The organism is Caballeronia sp. LjRoot29 (genome assembly GCF_964252755.1).
Lineage (GTDB): Bacteria > Pseudomonadota > Gammaproteobacteria > Burkholderiales > Burkholderiaceae > Caballeronia.
This window is the reverse complement of record NZ_CAXUPU020000007.1, coordinates 51728-65741: the sequence shown is the minus strand read 5'-3', so window position 1 is coordinate 65741 and position 14014 is coordinate 51728. Positions and strand designations below refer to the sequence as shown.

The window sequence follows — 14014 nt, the reverse complement described above, 5'->3', positions numbered from 1 at the left end:
GAGCCTGCTCATGCGCTCCACTTCCGCCGACGCACGCCGTCGGCGCATCCTCCTTGCCGCCGGCAGCGCGCTGCTGCCCTTGAGCCTGCCCACGGGCTACGCGCAAACATCCTCCTCGGCGATGCCGTCGGCGCGCATGAACACGCGCCCTATTCCGTCCACGGGTGAGGCATTGCCAGTGGTGGGTTGCGGCACTTGGCGCACCTTCGATGTCGGCGACAATCTTCAGGCGCAGGCGTCGCTCGCCGATGTGCTGCGAATCCTCTTTGACAACGGCGGTTCGGTCATTGATTCATCGCCGATGTATGGATCGTCGGAAGCAGTCGCCGGGGCGGTGCTGACGCGCATTGACGGGCACGGCCGCGCGTTCATCGCGACCAAGGTATGGACTGAAGGCCGCGAAGCGGGCATTGCGCAAATGGAGGAGTCGATGCGGCGCCTTCAACAACCGCGCATCGACTTGATGCAGGTTCACAATCTGCTCGATTGGCGCACGCAGCTCGCCACGCTGCGTGAATGGAAGGCGCAGGGGCGGATTCGCTATATCGGCATCACGCATTACACGTCGGGCGCGTTTGCCGAAGTGGAAGCTGTTATGCGTTCCGAGACACTCGACTTCGTCCAGATCAACTATGCCGCCGATGACCGTGCCGCTGAAGAACGCTTGCTGCCGCTTGCGCGGGAACGCGGGATTGGTGTGATCGTGAATCAGCCGTTCGGCGGTGGCGGATTGCTGGGTAAGCTTAAAGGTCAGCCGGTGCCGGAGTGGGGTAAGGCGATTGGATGCACGAGCTGGGCGCAACTGTTGCTCAAGTTCGTGCTCGCACATCCGGCGGTGACATGCGTGATTCCCGGTACCGGGCGGCCTGAGTATATGCGCGACAATGTGCGCGCTGGATTCGGTAGTTATCCGGATCAATCGATGAGGAAGCGGATTGCGGCAACAGTCGGATAAGGGGTGCTCGCGCCGGTGGACGGGGTTGGGCGGGGGGCCGGGTTGCTAGGTTCTTGCGTTAGCGGTCGGGGTCAATGCCGGGGTGCTAGGTTCTTGCGTTAGCGGTCGGGTTCATTGCCGGGTTGCTGCTTTCGGGGTTAGTGGTCTGCTTAGGTTAGCTGATTTCTTTATCACTATTAGCCACTGCGCGTGGCAGCGCGTCATTTCTTTGTCCAAAGCGACAAAGAAACGAAGCAAAGAAAACGCTTTTAACAGCACTACCCTAAGTGTCCACAGCGTGCAGTTTCTATTCATGGGTGCCCCAAAAGCACGGTGCTCGCCAGAGCACCGGATGTGTGAAACCCTCCTTCTCGCGAATCCTGACATTAACACGCTTCGCCCCGTACGCTCTCGGGCAAGCACCATTGACGGAACCTGCCCAAGGAGCACCCCGCGCTATACGCGGAAAACCTTCGACAGAATTTGTACGCATGTCGAACCACTTCGCCAAGCACTAGGAAACAAGGCCACCCAAACACGTAACGCCGTACCCCACGAAAACGTCCATGCGATTCACCAGCCAACTCACCAAAAATTGAAGCAATAAATCCACCGCGGATTCAATCTGTGATCCGCAACGCGGGACATGCGGCCCCTTCGGCGCAGACTGTTCAACCAAGCTACTAAGAACCGGCACCTCAAATATGCGTGGCGCCGTGCCGGTTCGTGGGGCACTGGTGCTCGCCCGAGAGCGTACGGGGCGAAGCGTTTTACTGTCAGGATTCGCGAGAAGGAGGGTTTCACACATCCGTGGCTCTGGCGAGCACCGTGCTTTTCGGGTACCAATGAATCAAAACTGCACGCTGTGGACACTTAATTTTTAGAGAGGTGAAAGCGTTTTCTTTGCTTCGTTTCTTTGTCGCTTTGGACAAAGAAATGACGTGCCGCCACGCACAGTGGCTAATAGTGATAAAGAGAACAACTAACACTAAATGCGCAAAGACCTGGAAAGCAGCAACCCGGCAATGACTCAGACCGCTAACGCCAGAACCTAGCAACCCCCGCCCCCATCCCCCTGAACATCCCTACCGCAAAACGACCAACTCCCGTAAACCCGCCACGTCCGGGCCCGACGTCCCCCTCCCCGATCGCGCCACAAACAACGCCATCGCTCCATCGAAACGAGCACGGGCATCATCAGCCGCAACAACCGCCGCGCTGTGCGCTGTCTCCCTGACCAATTCCCGCGCCGCCTGCACGCAGGCAAACAACGGCCCAACAGCGAGTTCCATCTGCGTGTTCCAAGCAAACACCCGTTGCGTTTGCAACGGCCGCAGTGCGATGCGCAACTCGTGCCAGCGCCGATCGAGCGCACGCATCGCCACGAGTGGATCAATCCCAAGCCCTGGCCCATCACCGCGCGTAGCGCAAACACGCAAAACCTCATCGAGCGCATCAAGCACGCCGCTTACCTTGACATCGACGTGATGCGACGTCCGCAGCGGCATCATCAATACCGCAACCGCTATGGACACAACACAGCCAACGAACACCTCCTCCACACGCATCTCGATCAGCGGTCCAATAGCAAAACCCAACTCGCCATAGACCAGCCCCACCAACACGGTAATGAAAAACACGCCCTGCCCATACAAAGTCAGGATGAAGTAAGCCCATCCAAACACGCACGCAGCCATCGCAGCAACCAACAGCCACGGCATGCCATGAAACGCGCCAACAAGCGCAGCACTAACGGCCACGCCCGCGAGCGTGCCAAGCACACGTTCGCCGGTCTTGCGGATCGTGTCGCCGCGCGACCGTGTGCCGAGGAACACCACAAAGGTCGTAATGACCGCCCAGAACCATCGCTCCGGCGACACCGAATGGCCAATCAGCATCGCGATCAGCGCGGCGGTCGTCGCGCGGCAAGCGGGCATCCAGCAAAGCGCATCTCGCAAAACGAAAGCAGCACCGGCTGGCCGCTTCGCGCCCGCCTTCACCGCGCGCGCGGTCGACGCCACCGCGTCGCCGCTCGCACGCGATAAACGCCGAAGCGCAACCCGCAGACGAACATTGCTTCGATCAAGCCGGCTCGAATCCACAGCATGCTGGGCCGCCGCAACCTCGACATCAATGAGGCGCGCCCGCACCCGCTGCGCGCCCGGAAAATCGAGCAACCCAAGCTGCTCTTCAACAGCGAGCGCCGCTTCGTTTAAAAGCGACAAATGGCGCATGGCATCGGGCGCATCTGCGCGACGGTCGGCAAGCACGGTCTCCGCACGCTGCGCCACCGCAGTCAGCGCACGACGCAAAGTGGCCTCGGGCCGCGTCGGCACGAGCACGCAACCCGTGAATGCCACGCAAGCGAGCGCGATCATCGACAGCCCCAGCATCATCAACACATGCGCGAATTCCGGGTGAAGATAAAGTCCTAAGTAAAACGAAACAACTGCCGTCATCGCTGCGCCGAGCGCGCGCGGACCGCATGCCTGCACCAGCATCGCCGCGAACAGTACGGCAAGGAACACGGCATCCGCCACGAGTGGCCAGGCTGCCAGCGTGCTCGCCGCGATCAGGCTCGCGGCCCCCGCGCCATAGATAACAGCTAGTGAGCCGAACCAGCCACGCGCGGTGGCATCGCGAAGAAATAGCGGCGCGATCATCGCGAAGAGCAACGCGAACGCGGCAAGGGTCGGCGGCCGATGTGTGTGGACCATCCAGCCGATCGTCATGACACCCGTCAGCACGCAAGCAATCGAGCTGCGAAGCGCGGTGTGAAAACGCAGTAGACCAGGGTCGGAGCCAAGCAGGCGGGCAAGCAGATGCGATGAAGAGAAGACAGCGCCACGAGTCGTGGGCCGGTGATCTGGTGCGCGGCGGAAACCTCGCGCGACCGAGTGTAGGAATGCTGCAATGGACATGTGTAATACCCGGGACAAGTGTCGGTAGCGGCTTGTGGCCGGTTCCGATATAAAAAGTCCGCCTCGCAGCGGACCCTCTTGTTTGGTGCGTCAGGCAAAACGTTCGACCGGGATCACCGGACCAGCGCAATGCATGTGACGCACGCGAAGCGTAGTGCCGCCTCGCGTATACCCGCATATTATCGTGTCAAAATTCATGTAACCGGGTTTACCCGATTTGTGCCGGCCGCCGCATTTCATTGACCGCGCCGCACGCCTCTTCCACGACTTGCGCCAGTTCGGCAAGCTGGGCTTCCGCAGTCGACGTTGCCTCGGCCAGCGACAGGACCGCAGCGTCAAGGTCGGCAGCGGCGCCGTCGTTATCGGTAAAAAATTTCAGGGGCAGGGCTGCGAGCGCTTCAGCATTTGCCGATGCCTGGTCGGTCAGCGCGCACAGGCGCACCAGGTTCTCGCACAAGGATTCAAGGGCGTCGGTTGCGTAGCGGCAAAGTGCGGCGTCGCTTGCGGGATCCTGGGCCACTCCGTTCAGCGTGGCTTGCGACTTCTCGACCTCACGTGCAAGCGCGTAGCTCTGGTCACGTGCAGCGGCAAGGCGCACCGCGTAGTCGCTAAGTTGCAAGACCCGCTGCGCCGTATCGGTGAACATCGTGTTCTCCTGTGTCGTCCGGTCGGCCAGATGCGTTTGGGATCAACTGAATCTGACGCGACCGAACCGCAACAATGTTGTTTTGTCCGGCCGGCGTTCCTTGTCGAGCACACAGGAGTCGCCGTTGCGGGGCTTCGGTTGAACAGCCAGCGACAGTCGATTAGCTGCCACTGCTCCCCTCTTTACGGCATGTAAATCGTAAGCTTTAACGAATTTTTCATAAGCATGTGCTTTTCCGCAGAGTAGGCCTGGACAAACTCTGGGCGCTGTCGCGACGACCCGGCAAATCCGGTCAGCAGACCTTGATAAAGAACGATTTGCCCTTCCATTGCTGTTGATATTCCCTTCTTTAATCAAACATATTAATTACGATTTAATTACGTTATACACGCCTAAATATCTGCGTTACGGATCTTATTTCGATTATTTAATAATTCCTACACGTGTAATTTCTATCCTCTGGCTTGCTCTTTCCCGCCGCCATCCGCATGCGCATGGCGGCGTCATGCAAACCGTCCAGAGGACGCTTGTGCTTAGCAAATTATCTAGAGTCGACTGGCTGTGCGGAGCCGTGCTCGTGTGCACGATGCTCGCCGCATGCGGGGACCACGGCGCGAACCACAACCAGCCGTCGGCGTCCACACCAACGCCGGATCAGTCCTCAGTTTCATCCTCATCCGCTTCTTCTATTCAGCAAACCGATGCATCCGCTGCGCCGGGATCGTCGGACATACAAAGCTGGGCTTTGCAGCAAACCCGGCCAGCAACAGTGACGTCCAGTCTGACGCAAGCACCCCCGCCCGCAGCCGCTTCCGATCCCTTGTTGCCTCCGGTCATTCACGAAGCCGAGTGACATTGACGCAACACGAAGCGGCGGGCGAGCCTGATCAAGCCTTCCCCCCACGACCGACAGAGACCCATGAACTTAAAAAGCCGACGTGATTTTCTCAAGGCTGCCGCACAGGCAGCCGGTTCCGCCACCGCACTCGGTATCGTGCCGCTTGGCATCCGCAATGCACTTGCCATTCCCGCTAACAACCAGCACGGCAGCATCAAGGACGTCGAACATATCGTCGTGCTGATGCAGGAAAATCGCTCCTTCGATCATTACTTCGGCACGCTCCAGGGCGTACGCGGTTTTGGCGATACGCGCGCCGTGCAGCTGCCGAATGGTCAGCCCGTGTTCAACCAGCCGATCGCGGCGGGACTCGGCGAAGTGCTGCCGTTCCGTCCGAGCGCGCCCGATCTCGGCCTCCAGTTCATCCAGGATCTGCCGCACGACTGGACCACGGGCAAAGGTGCTTACAACCAGGGCCGTTACGATCAGTGGGTCCCGTACAAAGGCACCACCACGATGGCGTATCTCACGCGCCAGGACATTCCGTTCCACTACCAGCTCGCCGACGCCTTCACCATTTGCGACGCGTACCACTGCTCGATCAACTCATCGACGGATCCGAACCGCTATTACATGTGGACCGGCTGGGTGGGCAACGACGGCAACGGCGGCGGCCCGGTGATCGACAATGCCGAACTTGGGTATAGCTGGTCGTCGTATCCGGAAGTGCTTCAGAACGCAGGCATTTCGTGGAAGATCTATCAGGACATTGGCACCGGACTCGATGCAAACGGCTCATGGGGCTGGACCAGCGACAACGCGTACATTGGCAACTATGGCGACAACGCGCTGCTTTACCTGAATCAATATCGCAATGCGCAGCCTGGCAACCCGCTGTATGACAAAGCGCGCACCGGTACGAATGCGGCAGCCGGCGATGGCTATTTCGATATCCTCAAGCACGACGTGCAAAACAACACGCTGCCGCAGGTCTCATGGATTGTGGCGCCCGAAGCGTTCTCCGAGCATCCGAACTGGCCGGCCAATTACGGTGCGTGGTACGTCGACCAGGTGCTGCAAATCCTGACGTCGAATCCGGAGGTTTGGAGCAAGACGGTACTGCTAATCAACTACGACGAAAACGATGGTTTCTTCGATCACGTCGTGCCACCGTTCCCGCCCTCGTCCGCCGCGAACGGAAAATCCACCGTCAGCACCGTCAACGAGATCTTCCCGGGCAGCAGCAGCTATCAGGCAGGCCCCTACGGTCTTGGAACACGAGTGCCCATGCTGGTGGTCTCGCCCTGGTCCAAAGGCGGTTACGTGTGCTCGGAACTGTTCGACCATACCTCGGTGATTCAATTTATTGAAACGCGTTTTGGTTCGCGTGCAAACGTTACCGAATCGAACATCACGCCATGGCGCCGGGCGATCTGCGGCGACCTGACGTCCGCGTTCAATTTCAAGACCCCGAACGCCTCCGTTCCCACGTTGCCGGACACGAGCGGCTACGCCCCTACGCAACAGATTCGTCATCCTGACTATGTGCCGGTGCCGCCCGCGGTTCAGGCCATCCCGAAACAGGAACCCGGCGTACGCCGCGCCCGCGCGTTGCCCTATGAATTCTTCGTTCACGTCCATACGAATACAGGCAAGGGCGTGAGCTTCGATTTCATTAACACAGGCAATGCCGGCGCGACCTTCCTCGTGTACACGGCCAACAGCCTGACTGCGCCAAGCTGCTATACCGTCGAAGCCGGCAAACGCCTGCAGGACCAGTTCCCGCTGACTGCCATCAATACGTACGACTTCATCGTGTACGGTCCGAACGGCTTCCTGCGCCGCTTTACCGGCACGGCGGTCCAGCAGCACTGGTGGAATGACAAGCAGGCGCTGCCGGAAGTGGCCGAGGGTTACGACGTCGCCAACGGCAACCTGCAATTGCGCCTGAAGAACCTGGGCACGACGAGCTGCAATTTCAGCATCGCGAACGCCTACACGCCGGGCACGGTCATCACGCGCCATGTGCGTGGCGGCGACACCGAAAGCCTCTATCTCGACCTGCGCGGATCGTATGGCTGGTACGACCTGAGCATTACCACCGCCTCGGACACGACCTTCGTGCGGCGTCTCGCGGGACACGTGGAAACCGGCAAGAGCAGCATGTCCGACCCGGCACTCGGAAGCTGAAATGTGAGCTGTCCATCGAAAACGCCGCTGCGAGCAGACTCGCAGCGGCGTTTTTTTATTGGGCAGCCGATTGTCGTCTAATCAATCAACGACGATAAAAGCTCTTTAAACTGTCGCGCTAATGTAAGCAAAGACGTATTAAGGATGTGATTAGACGAATGCCCCGTTGCTCAGCGGCCCGGTTGGGGCGTAATCGGGCCGGCTTCGATCACCGACCTTGGTTCATATGAAGTAATAAAACTCGTACGAAAAGCTTTAACAAATCTGCTTTAAATCCGCAAGCCCGCAATATGCCTGGCCTGCAAACAGACGTCGGATGGCACGCTCGCTGGGTGGATAAGGCATGAGGGGCTGAGAAACGTGCGTTGCCTTTGTTTGCAAACCAAGCGTGGCGGATTCGCCCAATCGCTCAGGCAACGGCATGACAAAGGGCAAGCTGGAACGCGCTTTCGCCGCGGGGTTGTCGGTTGACTGAGCCAATGGAAAGCCGGGCCGCCCAGCCCTGGCGTCCACTTCTGCCCGGGCAAATCCGCGTTGCCTTTATAATCCGCCATGATTCCAATTTCCCGCCTCCCCGCCTGCCACCCCCTTCGCGCCTTCCGCGAAGTCCTCTTCTATGCGGTGGCCGTATGAAAACTCCGAAAAGGCTGCTGCCGTTGCTGGAAGAAGGTCTGATCGACGAAGTGATCGGCCAGTTGATGAGCGGCAAGGAAGCAACCGTCTACGTCGTGCGCAGCGGCGACTCCACCCGTTGCGCGAAGGTCTATAAAGATGCGAAGCAGCGCAGCTTCCGGCAAGCCGCTTCCTACCGCGAAGGCCGCACGGTGAAAAACAGCCGGCAAGCGCGCGCGATGGAAAAAGGCACGCGCTACGGCCGCCAGATGCAGGAAGAAGCGTGGCAAAACGCCGAGGTCGACGCACTCTTCCGCCTCGCCAATGCCGGCGTGCGCGTGCCGCAACCGTACATCTGCACGGATGGCGTGTTGCTGATGGAACTGGTCGTCGATGCACAGGGCGACGTCGCGCCGCGTCTGAACGATGTGGACATGAGCCACGAGCGCGCGCTTGGGTTGCATGAGTTGCTACTGAGTGAAGTCGTCCGCATGTTGTGCGCCGGCATGATTCACGGTGATCTCTCCGAATACAACATCCTGCTGGCCGCCGACGGTCCGGTGATCATCGATTTGCCGCAGGCCGTGGATGCCGCCGGCAATAACGAAGCGGCAGCCATGCTGCAACGTGACGTCGATAACCTCGCGACTTATTTCGGCCAGTTCGCGCCTGAATTGCTGAAGGCAAGTTATGGCAAGGAGATGTGGGCGTTGTATGAGGCGGGGTTGCTCTCCGTCGATACAAAGCTTACGGGTCACGTGGAAGTGGACACCACACCGGTCGATCTCGAAGCGGTCATGCAGGAAATTGAAGACATTCGGCTTGAAGAGGAAGCCCGGGTTAGACGTGAGCAGGAACTCGATGGGTAGGTCTCTCGCGCTGGTGTTTTTGGAGCGTTTGGCGGGCTTCGGTCCACCCCTACGCTTCCAATTCCCTCACCAGCGCATCAAGCGTCAACCCACATGGCGCTTCGACCTTCAGTTGCAACAGCGCATCAGCCCGCGTCTTCCCAAGATTGACCGCGGCAATCGGTTTGCCGGCACGCGCGGCCCACTCGCAGAAGCGAAATCCCGAATACACCATCAACGATGAACCAAGCACGAGCATGGCATCGGCCTGTTCAAGAGCCGCAGCCGCCGCGTCCACGCGACCCCGTGGCACACCTTCGCCGAAAAACACCACGTCAGGCTTGAGCAAACCGCCGCAGCGCGTACAAGACGGCGCGTGAAAAGCGTCGAAGTCATAACCCTCAAGTTGCGCATCGCCATCCGCTACTGGCAACGCAGCGAGACCCACGAAGCTCGGGTTATCGGCGATAAGTCTCTGCTGGAGCGCGGCGCGTGAGATTTCATCGCCGCATTCCATGCACCGCACCCGGCCGATATTCCCATGCAGTTCAATGACGTCCGTATTGCCCGCACTCGTATGCAATCCATCGACGTTCTGCGTGACAAGTCGCTCGAACAGACCCAGGCGCTCGAGCCTCGCAACCGCGAGATGCGCGGGATTCGGTGCGGCACCCGCGACCAGCGGCCAGCCGATCATGCTGCGCGCCCAATATCGTTTGCGGGAAAACTCCGAGCCCATGAAATCTTTCAGCAGGATAGGCGCTCGACCGGTACGCTGCCCTTCCGTATCCCGGTAGCAAGGTATTCCGGATTCCATACTAATTCCGGCACCCGACAAAATGAACAGCCGAGGATGCCGTTCGACGAAATCGTAGAGAGGGTTTAAAAGCGCTTGAGACGCGTAATCAGGCAGATTTTTCATCCTCGGAATAGTAGCGGCAACGCGCTTTTTCTGCTGAAACGCGGTTCGGTCCCTTTGCACCACAGTGATGACGTGGAGCGTCGAAATAAAGTCCCCAACTTGTAGACGAATAGCCCCCGCCCCTTTCGCATTGAGACTGGCCCGCGGCCGATTCGTTACAACACCCGAGCCGCGAGCTTCACTGACTTCACCGGTTTCGGAAACAACGGATAGGCGATCAATGCGCAGACAGCCGTAGCGAGCCAGACAACGCCCCACGATCCGGCCGCAAGCAAATGCGGGATGCACAGCGGCGTCAGGAACAAGCCGAAATACACCGCTGTGTTGACCATGCCAAGCGCCGTGCCCGCGCGATCCTTGCCGGCCAGCGTCGCGAGTTCCGTGTACGCCACGCCGTGCCACGCGGACACGCAGATCCCGGCAAACGCGATCAACCCCATGAGCAACACTTCCGGCATCCGGTGAACGAACGTAACCGCAGCGCCCAGCATCACGAACGATGCCACCGCGACCAGCGTCGACCCACGCAGATATCCTCGCCGGTTGCCGCGTTTATCGGTGAAACGGCCACTCGCGACGCGCATGATCATCGCGCCGAGCTGGACGGTGACCATCGTCGCGGTAATGCCTGCTATGCCGACGTGTCCGAAGTCATGCAAAAACACGGTGGCGAAAGTCAGCACCGCGAACTGCGGCACGCACAAAATGCCGATGCCCGCCACGACACGCCAGATCATCCCGTCACGCAGCGGACTGACAATCGCCGCGGCTGACAGCGGTGAAGTCGCGTTCGAACCGGCATGCGCCACGACAGGCACCTCGGGCGGCTCGTGCAGCCAGAACCAGGTGAGCACGCCCGAGACCGCGCACATGACCGCCAGCACCCCGAAAACCGGCCGGAACCCGCCTGTGGAGGCAAGCCAGGGCAGGACCAACGCGCCCAGGCCGCCGCCCAGCGGCACGGCGGTCTGGCGAATGCTCATGGCCAGGCCGCGTTCGCCTTCCTGGAACCAGCGCATGACCGCGCGCCCGCTGGAGCCGTTCACGCTCCCGCCGATCAGACCAACCAGACACATCGACAGCACCAGCCATACCAAGCCCGGAACTGCCGCTTGCGACGGCACGACGAACAACATCATGGAGAGCAGCGCGGCAGCGGTCGCAGTCAAACCAGTCAGCAAAATGGGCCGGTCGCCCCAGCGATCGGTAGCCACACCCCACGGCAACTCCGAGAGCGCGGTACCCAGCCCAATGGCCCCCAGCGCCAATCCCAGCGCTGCGTTGCTGAGGTGATAATCCGCGCGCAGCCAGACGGCGGTCGTGGGAATGCCCGCGACGGCAGCCGAAAAACTCACGTTCGCGGCCACGCCGACGCCCAGCACTTTCCACCGGTGCGACGCGTCCAGCGCGCGACGCGGCATGGCCGGCAAGGGGATTGCGGACTGAGTTTCCATGCTTTTCTCTCGTGAATGCTGTCGATGAACTCAGTATCGCGGTTTATCATCGTCCTGAATATCAAGTAATATTGAATCGATAATTCGACAAAACAGGATGATCGACCATGTCACAAACCAATTTCGATGTCGCTTCGCTGCGGACCTTCGTGGTCGGCATGGAACTGGGAAGCTTCGCGAAAGCGGCGGACCGCGTCGGGCGCTCGACCTCGGCCGTCAGCGCTCAGATCAAGAAACTGGAGGAGCAATCGGGCGCGCCGCTGTTCAAGAAAGCCGGCCGCAATCTGGCGCTCACCGAAGCGGGCGAAACCATGCTGCGGTTCGCGCGCAGGCTGGTCGATCTCAACGACGAAGCCGCTGTCGCCGTGCGTGGCCCCGACCTCGAAGGCTGGGTGAGGCTTGGGCTCCAAGAAGATTTCGGCGAAGCGATGTTGCCCGATGTCCTCGGCCGGTTCTCGCGAGCGCATCCGAAAGTGCGGATCGAAGCACGGGTCGCGCGCAATACGGAACTGCTCAGCCGGATCGATTCGAGCGACCTCGACCTTGCGCTGATCTGGGACGACGCGGTCTCGTTGGCCCATGAACTTCCAGGCAGCGACCGGCACGAGATCATCGCCGAGCCCGGGATGTGCTGGATCGGTTCATCAAGCTTGCCGTGGAATCCGGATCCGGCAGAACCGCTGCCGCTGGTTGCGTTCGATCGCGCCTGCCTGTTCTTCAGCGCCGCCACCGACGCGCTCGATCGCGCGAACATCCGTTGGCGCGTCGCGTTCACGAGTCCGAGTCTCTCCGGCCTGTGGGCCGCCGCGGCAGCGGGACTTGGACTGACCGTGCGCACGCGCTATGGCTTACCCGCTTCCGTCAGTGCATTCGAGGGCCGCGATCTGGGCTTGCCCGCGCTGCCGTCGCTGCCGCTGTCGCTTGTGCGCGCGTCGGTTACGCCCACGCCGCCGGTGCAACAGCTCGCCGCGCTCATCCTTCAATCCGTACGAGGCGACGCGGCGTCGCTGGACCGGATCGCGGCGTGAGCGGCGCTGCGCCCAAATTCGACGGCCCGCTTTTTGCTGAAACCCGGAGAACGACTGACGGGAGTGCAAAATGGCCGGTTCCATGCAGCGAGCAGCAAGATTCGATGATCTTCGAGAGGACCGGGGCACGCGCGTAAGCATTGCCGATACCCCCATCCTGCTGGTCCGCGAAGGCGACCAGGTACACGCGTTTTCAGCGGATTGCCCGCACGCCGGCGCGCCACTCGAGGAGGGCGCGATCTGTAACGGCCGCATCGTTTGCCCGTGGCATAAGGGCACGTTCGCGGTTGCCGACGGCAGCCTGATCGAGCCGCCGCCGCTGACTGGATTGAAACGCTATCCGGTCACTATTGAAAACGGCGACGTACTGGTTTCTCCACACGCGCAAGACGAACCCGCGCGCACGCCGACGGCGGACACCCGCACGATGGTCGTGATCGGTGCGGGCGCAGCGGGTGCAGCCGCTTGCGCCACGCTGCGCGAAGCCGGCTTCGAAGGCCGCCTTGTACTGATCGGACCCGAGCACGGCATGCCCTACGATCGCACGGCGCTCAGCAAGTTCGTGCTTGCCGGCGACATGCCGCCCGAGGAAATCCCGCCGCTATTGCCCGACGATTTCCTGTCGACGCAACGGATTGAGCGTATTGAAGCAAACGTCGAAAGTCTCGACGCCGGCACGAAGCAAATCAATCTGCCTGACGAACTCATCCTGCATTACGACGCCGCGCTGATCTGCACAGGGGGCATCCCCAAGCCGATGGATGTGCCCGGTTCCAACCTTCACGGCGTTTTCCTGCTGCGCTCGCGAGACGACGCCGCCATGATTCTTTCCTCGCTCGAAGGCGCGAAGAAAGCGTTGATCGTGGGGGCAAGTTTCATTGGGCTGGAAGTGGCTTCATCGCTGAGAAAACGAGGGATCGATGTGACCGTCGTCGCGCCTGGAAAGGTCCCGCTCAGCTCGCAATTCAGCGATGAACTAGGCCGCATGTTTCAACGCCTGCACGAGAAAAACGGCGTGGTCTTTCGCATGGAGTCGAAAGTCACGGCGTTCCTGGGCGATGACGTCGTGAAAGAGGCCGAACTGAAAAGCGGCGAAAAATTGCCGGCGGATGTGGTGATCATCGGTACGGGCGTGCGCCCGGCTACCGACTTCCTGCATGGCGTCGAGTTAGCGGATGACGGCGGCATTCCCGTGGATTCATCGATGCAAGTCGCCGGTCTCGCGCCGGGTCTTTACGCGGCAGGCGACATCGCGCAATTCCCCCTGCCTCGCTCCGACAAAACGCTGCGCATAGAACACTGGCGCGTCGCTCAACAACAAGCGCGTGTCGCTGCGCTGAACATGGCCGGCGGCGATGAACATTACACCGGCGTGCCGTATTTCTGGACCTATCACTTCGAAAAGCGCCTCGAATATCTCGGCCATGCGAGCGAGCACGACGAAGTGGTGATCGACGGCGATCTCGACGCTCTCGCGTTCATTGCGTATCTGCTGAAAGATGGTCACGTTGCGGCGGCCGTTGCATGCGACCGCGAAGCGCCCTCCGCGCGGCTGGCGGAAGCCATGCGGGTCCCCTTGACGCTCGCGCAAGCGCGCAGCGCCGCCGCCGGTTGATGTGTC

Annotated in this window: 9 protein-coding genes; 5 read left to right on the top strand and 4 right to left on the bottom strand. The window is 60.6% G+C overall.

The window, feature by feature from the left end; all coding sequences use genetic code 11:
* The first annotated feature begins 10 nt into the window (after positions 1–10).
* The gene (locus ACSQ83_RS10730) at positions 11–955 is read left to right on the top strand and encodes an aldo/keto reductase (RefSeq protein ID WP_414951211.1); all 945 of its coding nucleotides are present in this window, start codon (positions 11–13) and stop codon (positions 953–955) included.
* Between the two features lie 1064 nt (positions 956–2019).
* On the opposite strand, the gene ACSQ83_RS10725 is transcribed toward ACSQ83_RS10730, so the two are convergent.
* Both ACSQ83_RS10725 and ACSQ83_RS10720 read right to left on the bottom strand, forming a co-directional pair.
* A complete protein-coding gene (locus ACSQ83_RS10725; protein WP_436228119.1) occupies positions 2020–3855 on the bottom strand; it encodes an FUSC family protein in 1836 nt (611 codons plus the stop codon).
* Between the two features lie 208 nt (positions 3856–4063).
* Positions 4064–4501 carry a hypothetical protein gene (locus ACSQ83_RS10720; RefSeq protein ID WP_414951208.1) on the bottom strand — a complete coding sequence of 146 codons (438 nt, stop codon included), beginning with the start codon at positions 4499–4501 and terminating at the stop codon, positions 4064–4066.
* 919 nt (positions 4502–5420) lie between these two features.
* Here ACSQ83_RS10720 and ACSQ83_RS10715 point away from each other — a divergent pair.
* Positions 5421–7529, top strand: coding sequence for a phosphocholine-specific phospholipase C (locus ACSQ83_RS10715; protein WP_436228118.1), 2109 nt, complete (start codon positions 5421–5423; stop codon positions 7527–7529).
* Between the two features lie 629 nt (positions 7530–8158).
* Complete coding sequence (locus tag ACSQ83_RS10710; protein ID WP_436228117.1) at positions 8159–9010, top strand: PA4780 family RIO1-like protein kinase; 852 nt, start codon at positions 8159–8161, stop codon at positions 9008–9010.
* Positions 9011–9059: 49 nt separating this feature from the next.
* Here ACSQ83_RS10710 and ACSQ83_RS10705 read toward each other — a convergent pair whose 3' ends face one another.
* Together ACSQ83_RS10705 and ACSQ83_RS10700 are read right to left on the bottom strand one after the other, a co-directional pair.
* Positions 9060–9911: an NAD-dependent protein deacetylase gene (locus ACSQ83_RS10705; protein WP_436228116.1), complete on the bottom strand. Its 852-nt coding sequence runs from the start codon at positions 9909–9911 to the stop codon at positions 9060–9062.
* Between the two features lie 155 nt (positions 9912–10066).
* Positions 10067–11365, bottom strand: a complete 1299-nt coding sequence (locus tag ACSQ83_RS10700; protein ID WP_436228115.1) for an MFS transporter — start codon at positions 11363–11365, stop codon at positions 10067–10069.
* A gap of 107 nt (positions 11366–11472) precedes the next feature.
* On the opposite strand from ACSQ83_RS10700, the gene ACSQ83_RS10695 reads away from it, so the two are divergent.
* Positions 11473–12393, top strand: a complete 921-nt coding sequence (locus ACSQ83_RS10695; protein WP_414951202.1) for a LysR substrate-binding domain-containing protein — start codon at positions 11473–11475, stop codon at positions 12391–12393.
* Between the two features lie 70 nt (positions 12394–12463).
* A complete protein-coding gene (locus ACSQ83_RS10690) occupies positions 12464–14008 on the top strand; it encodes an FAD-dependent oxidoreductase (RefSeq protein WP_436228114.1) in 1545 nt (514 codons plus the stop codon).
* The last annotated feature ends 6 nt before the right edge of the window (positions 14009–14014 follow it).

Excerpts from the sequence above, each read along its gene's own strand:
- ACSQ83_RS10695 (WP_414951202.1), top strand. The coding sequence starts at position 11,473 with ATGTCACAAACCAATTTCGATGTCGCTTCGCTGCGGACCTTCGTGGTC.
- ACSQ83_RS10715 (WP_436228118.1), top strand. The coding sequence starts at position 5,421 with ATGAACTTAAAAAGCCGACGTGATTTTCTCAAGGCTGCCGCACAGGCA.
- ACSQ83_RS10730 (WP_414951211.1), top strand. The coding sequence starts at position 11 with ATGCGCTCCACTTCCGCCGACGCACGCCGTCGGCGCATCCTCCTTGCC.
- ACSQ83_RS10690 (WP_436228114.1), top strand. The coding sequence starts at position 12,464 with ATGGCCGGTTCCATGCAGCGAGCAGCAAGATTCGATGATCTTCGAGAG.
- ACSQ83_RS10720 (WP_414951208.1), bottom strand. The coding sequence starts at position 4,501 with ATGTTCACCGATACGGCGCAGCGGGTCTTGCAACTTAGCGACTACGCG.
- ACSQ83_RS10700 (WP_436228115.1), bottom strand. The coding sequence starts at position 11,365 with ATGGAAACTCAGTCCGCAATCCCCTTGCCGGCCATGCCGCGTCGCGCG.
- ACSQ83_RS10725 (WP_436228119.1), bottom strand. The coding sequence starts at position 3,855 with ATGTCCATTGCAGCATTCCTACACTCGGTCGCGCGAGGTTTCCGCCGC.
- ACSQ83_RS10710 (WP_436228117.1), top strand. The coding sequence starts at position 8,159 with ATGAAAACTCCGAAAAGGCTGCTGCCGTTGCTGGAAGAAGGTCTGATC.
- ACSQ83_RS10705 (WP_436228116.1), bottom strand. The coding sequence starts at position 9,911 with ATGAAAAATCTGCCTGATTACGCGTCTCAAGCGCTTTTAAACCCTCTC.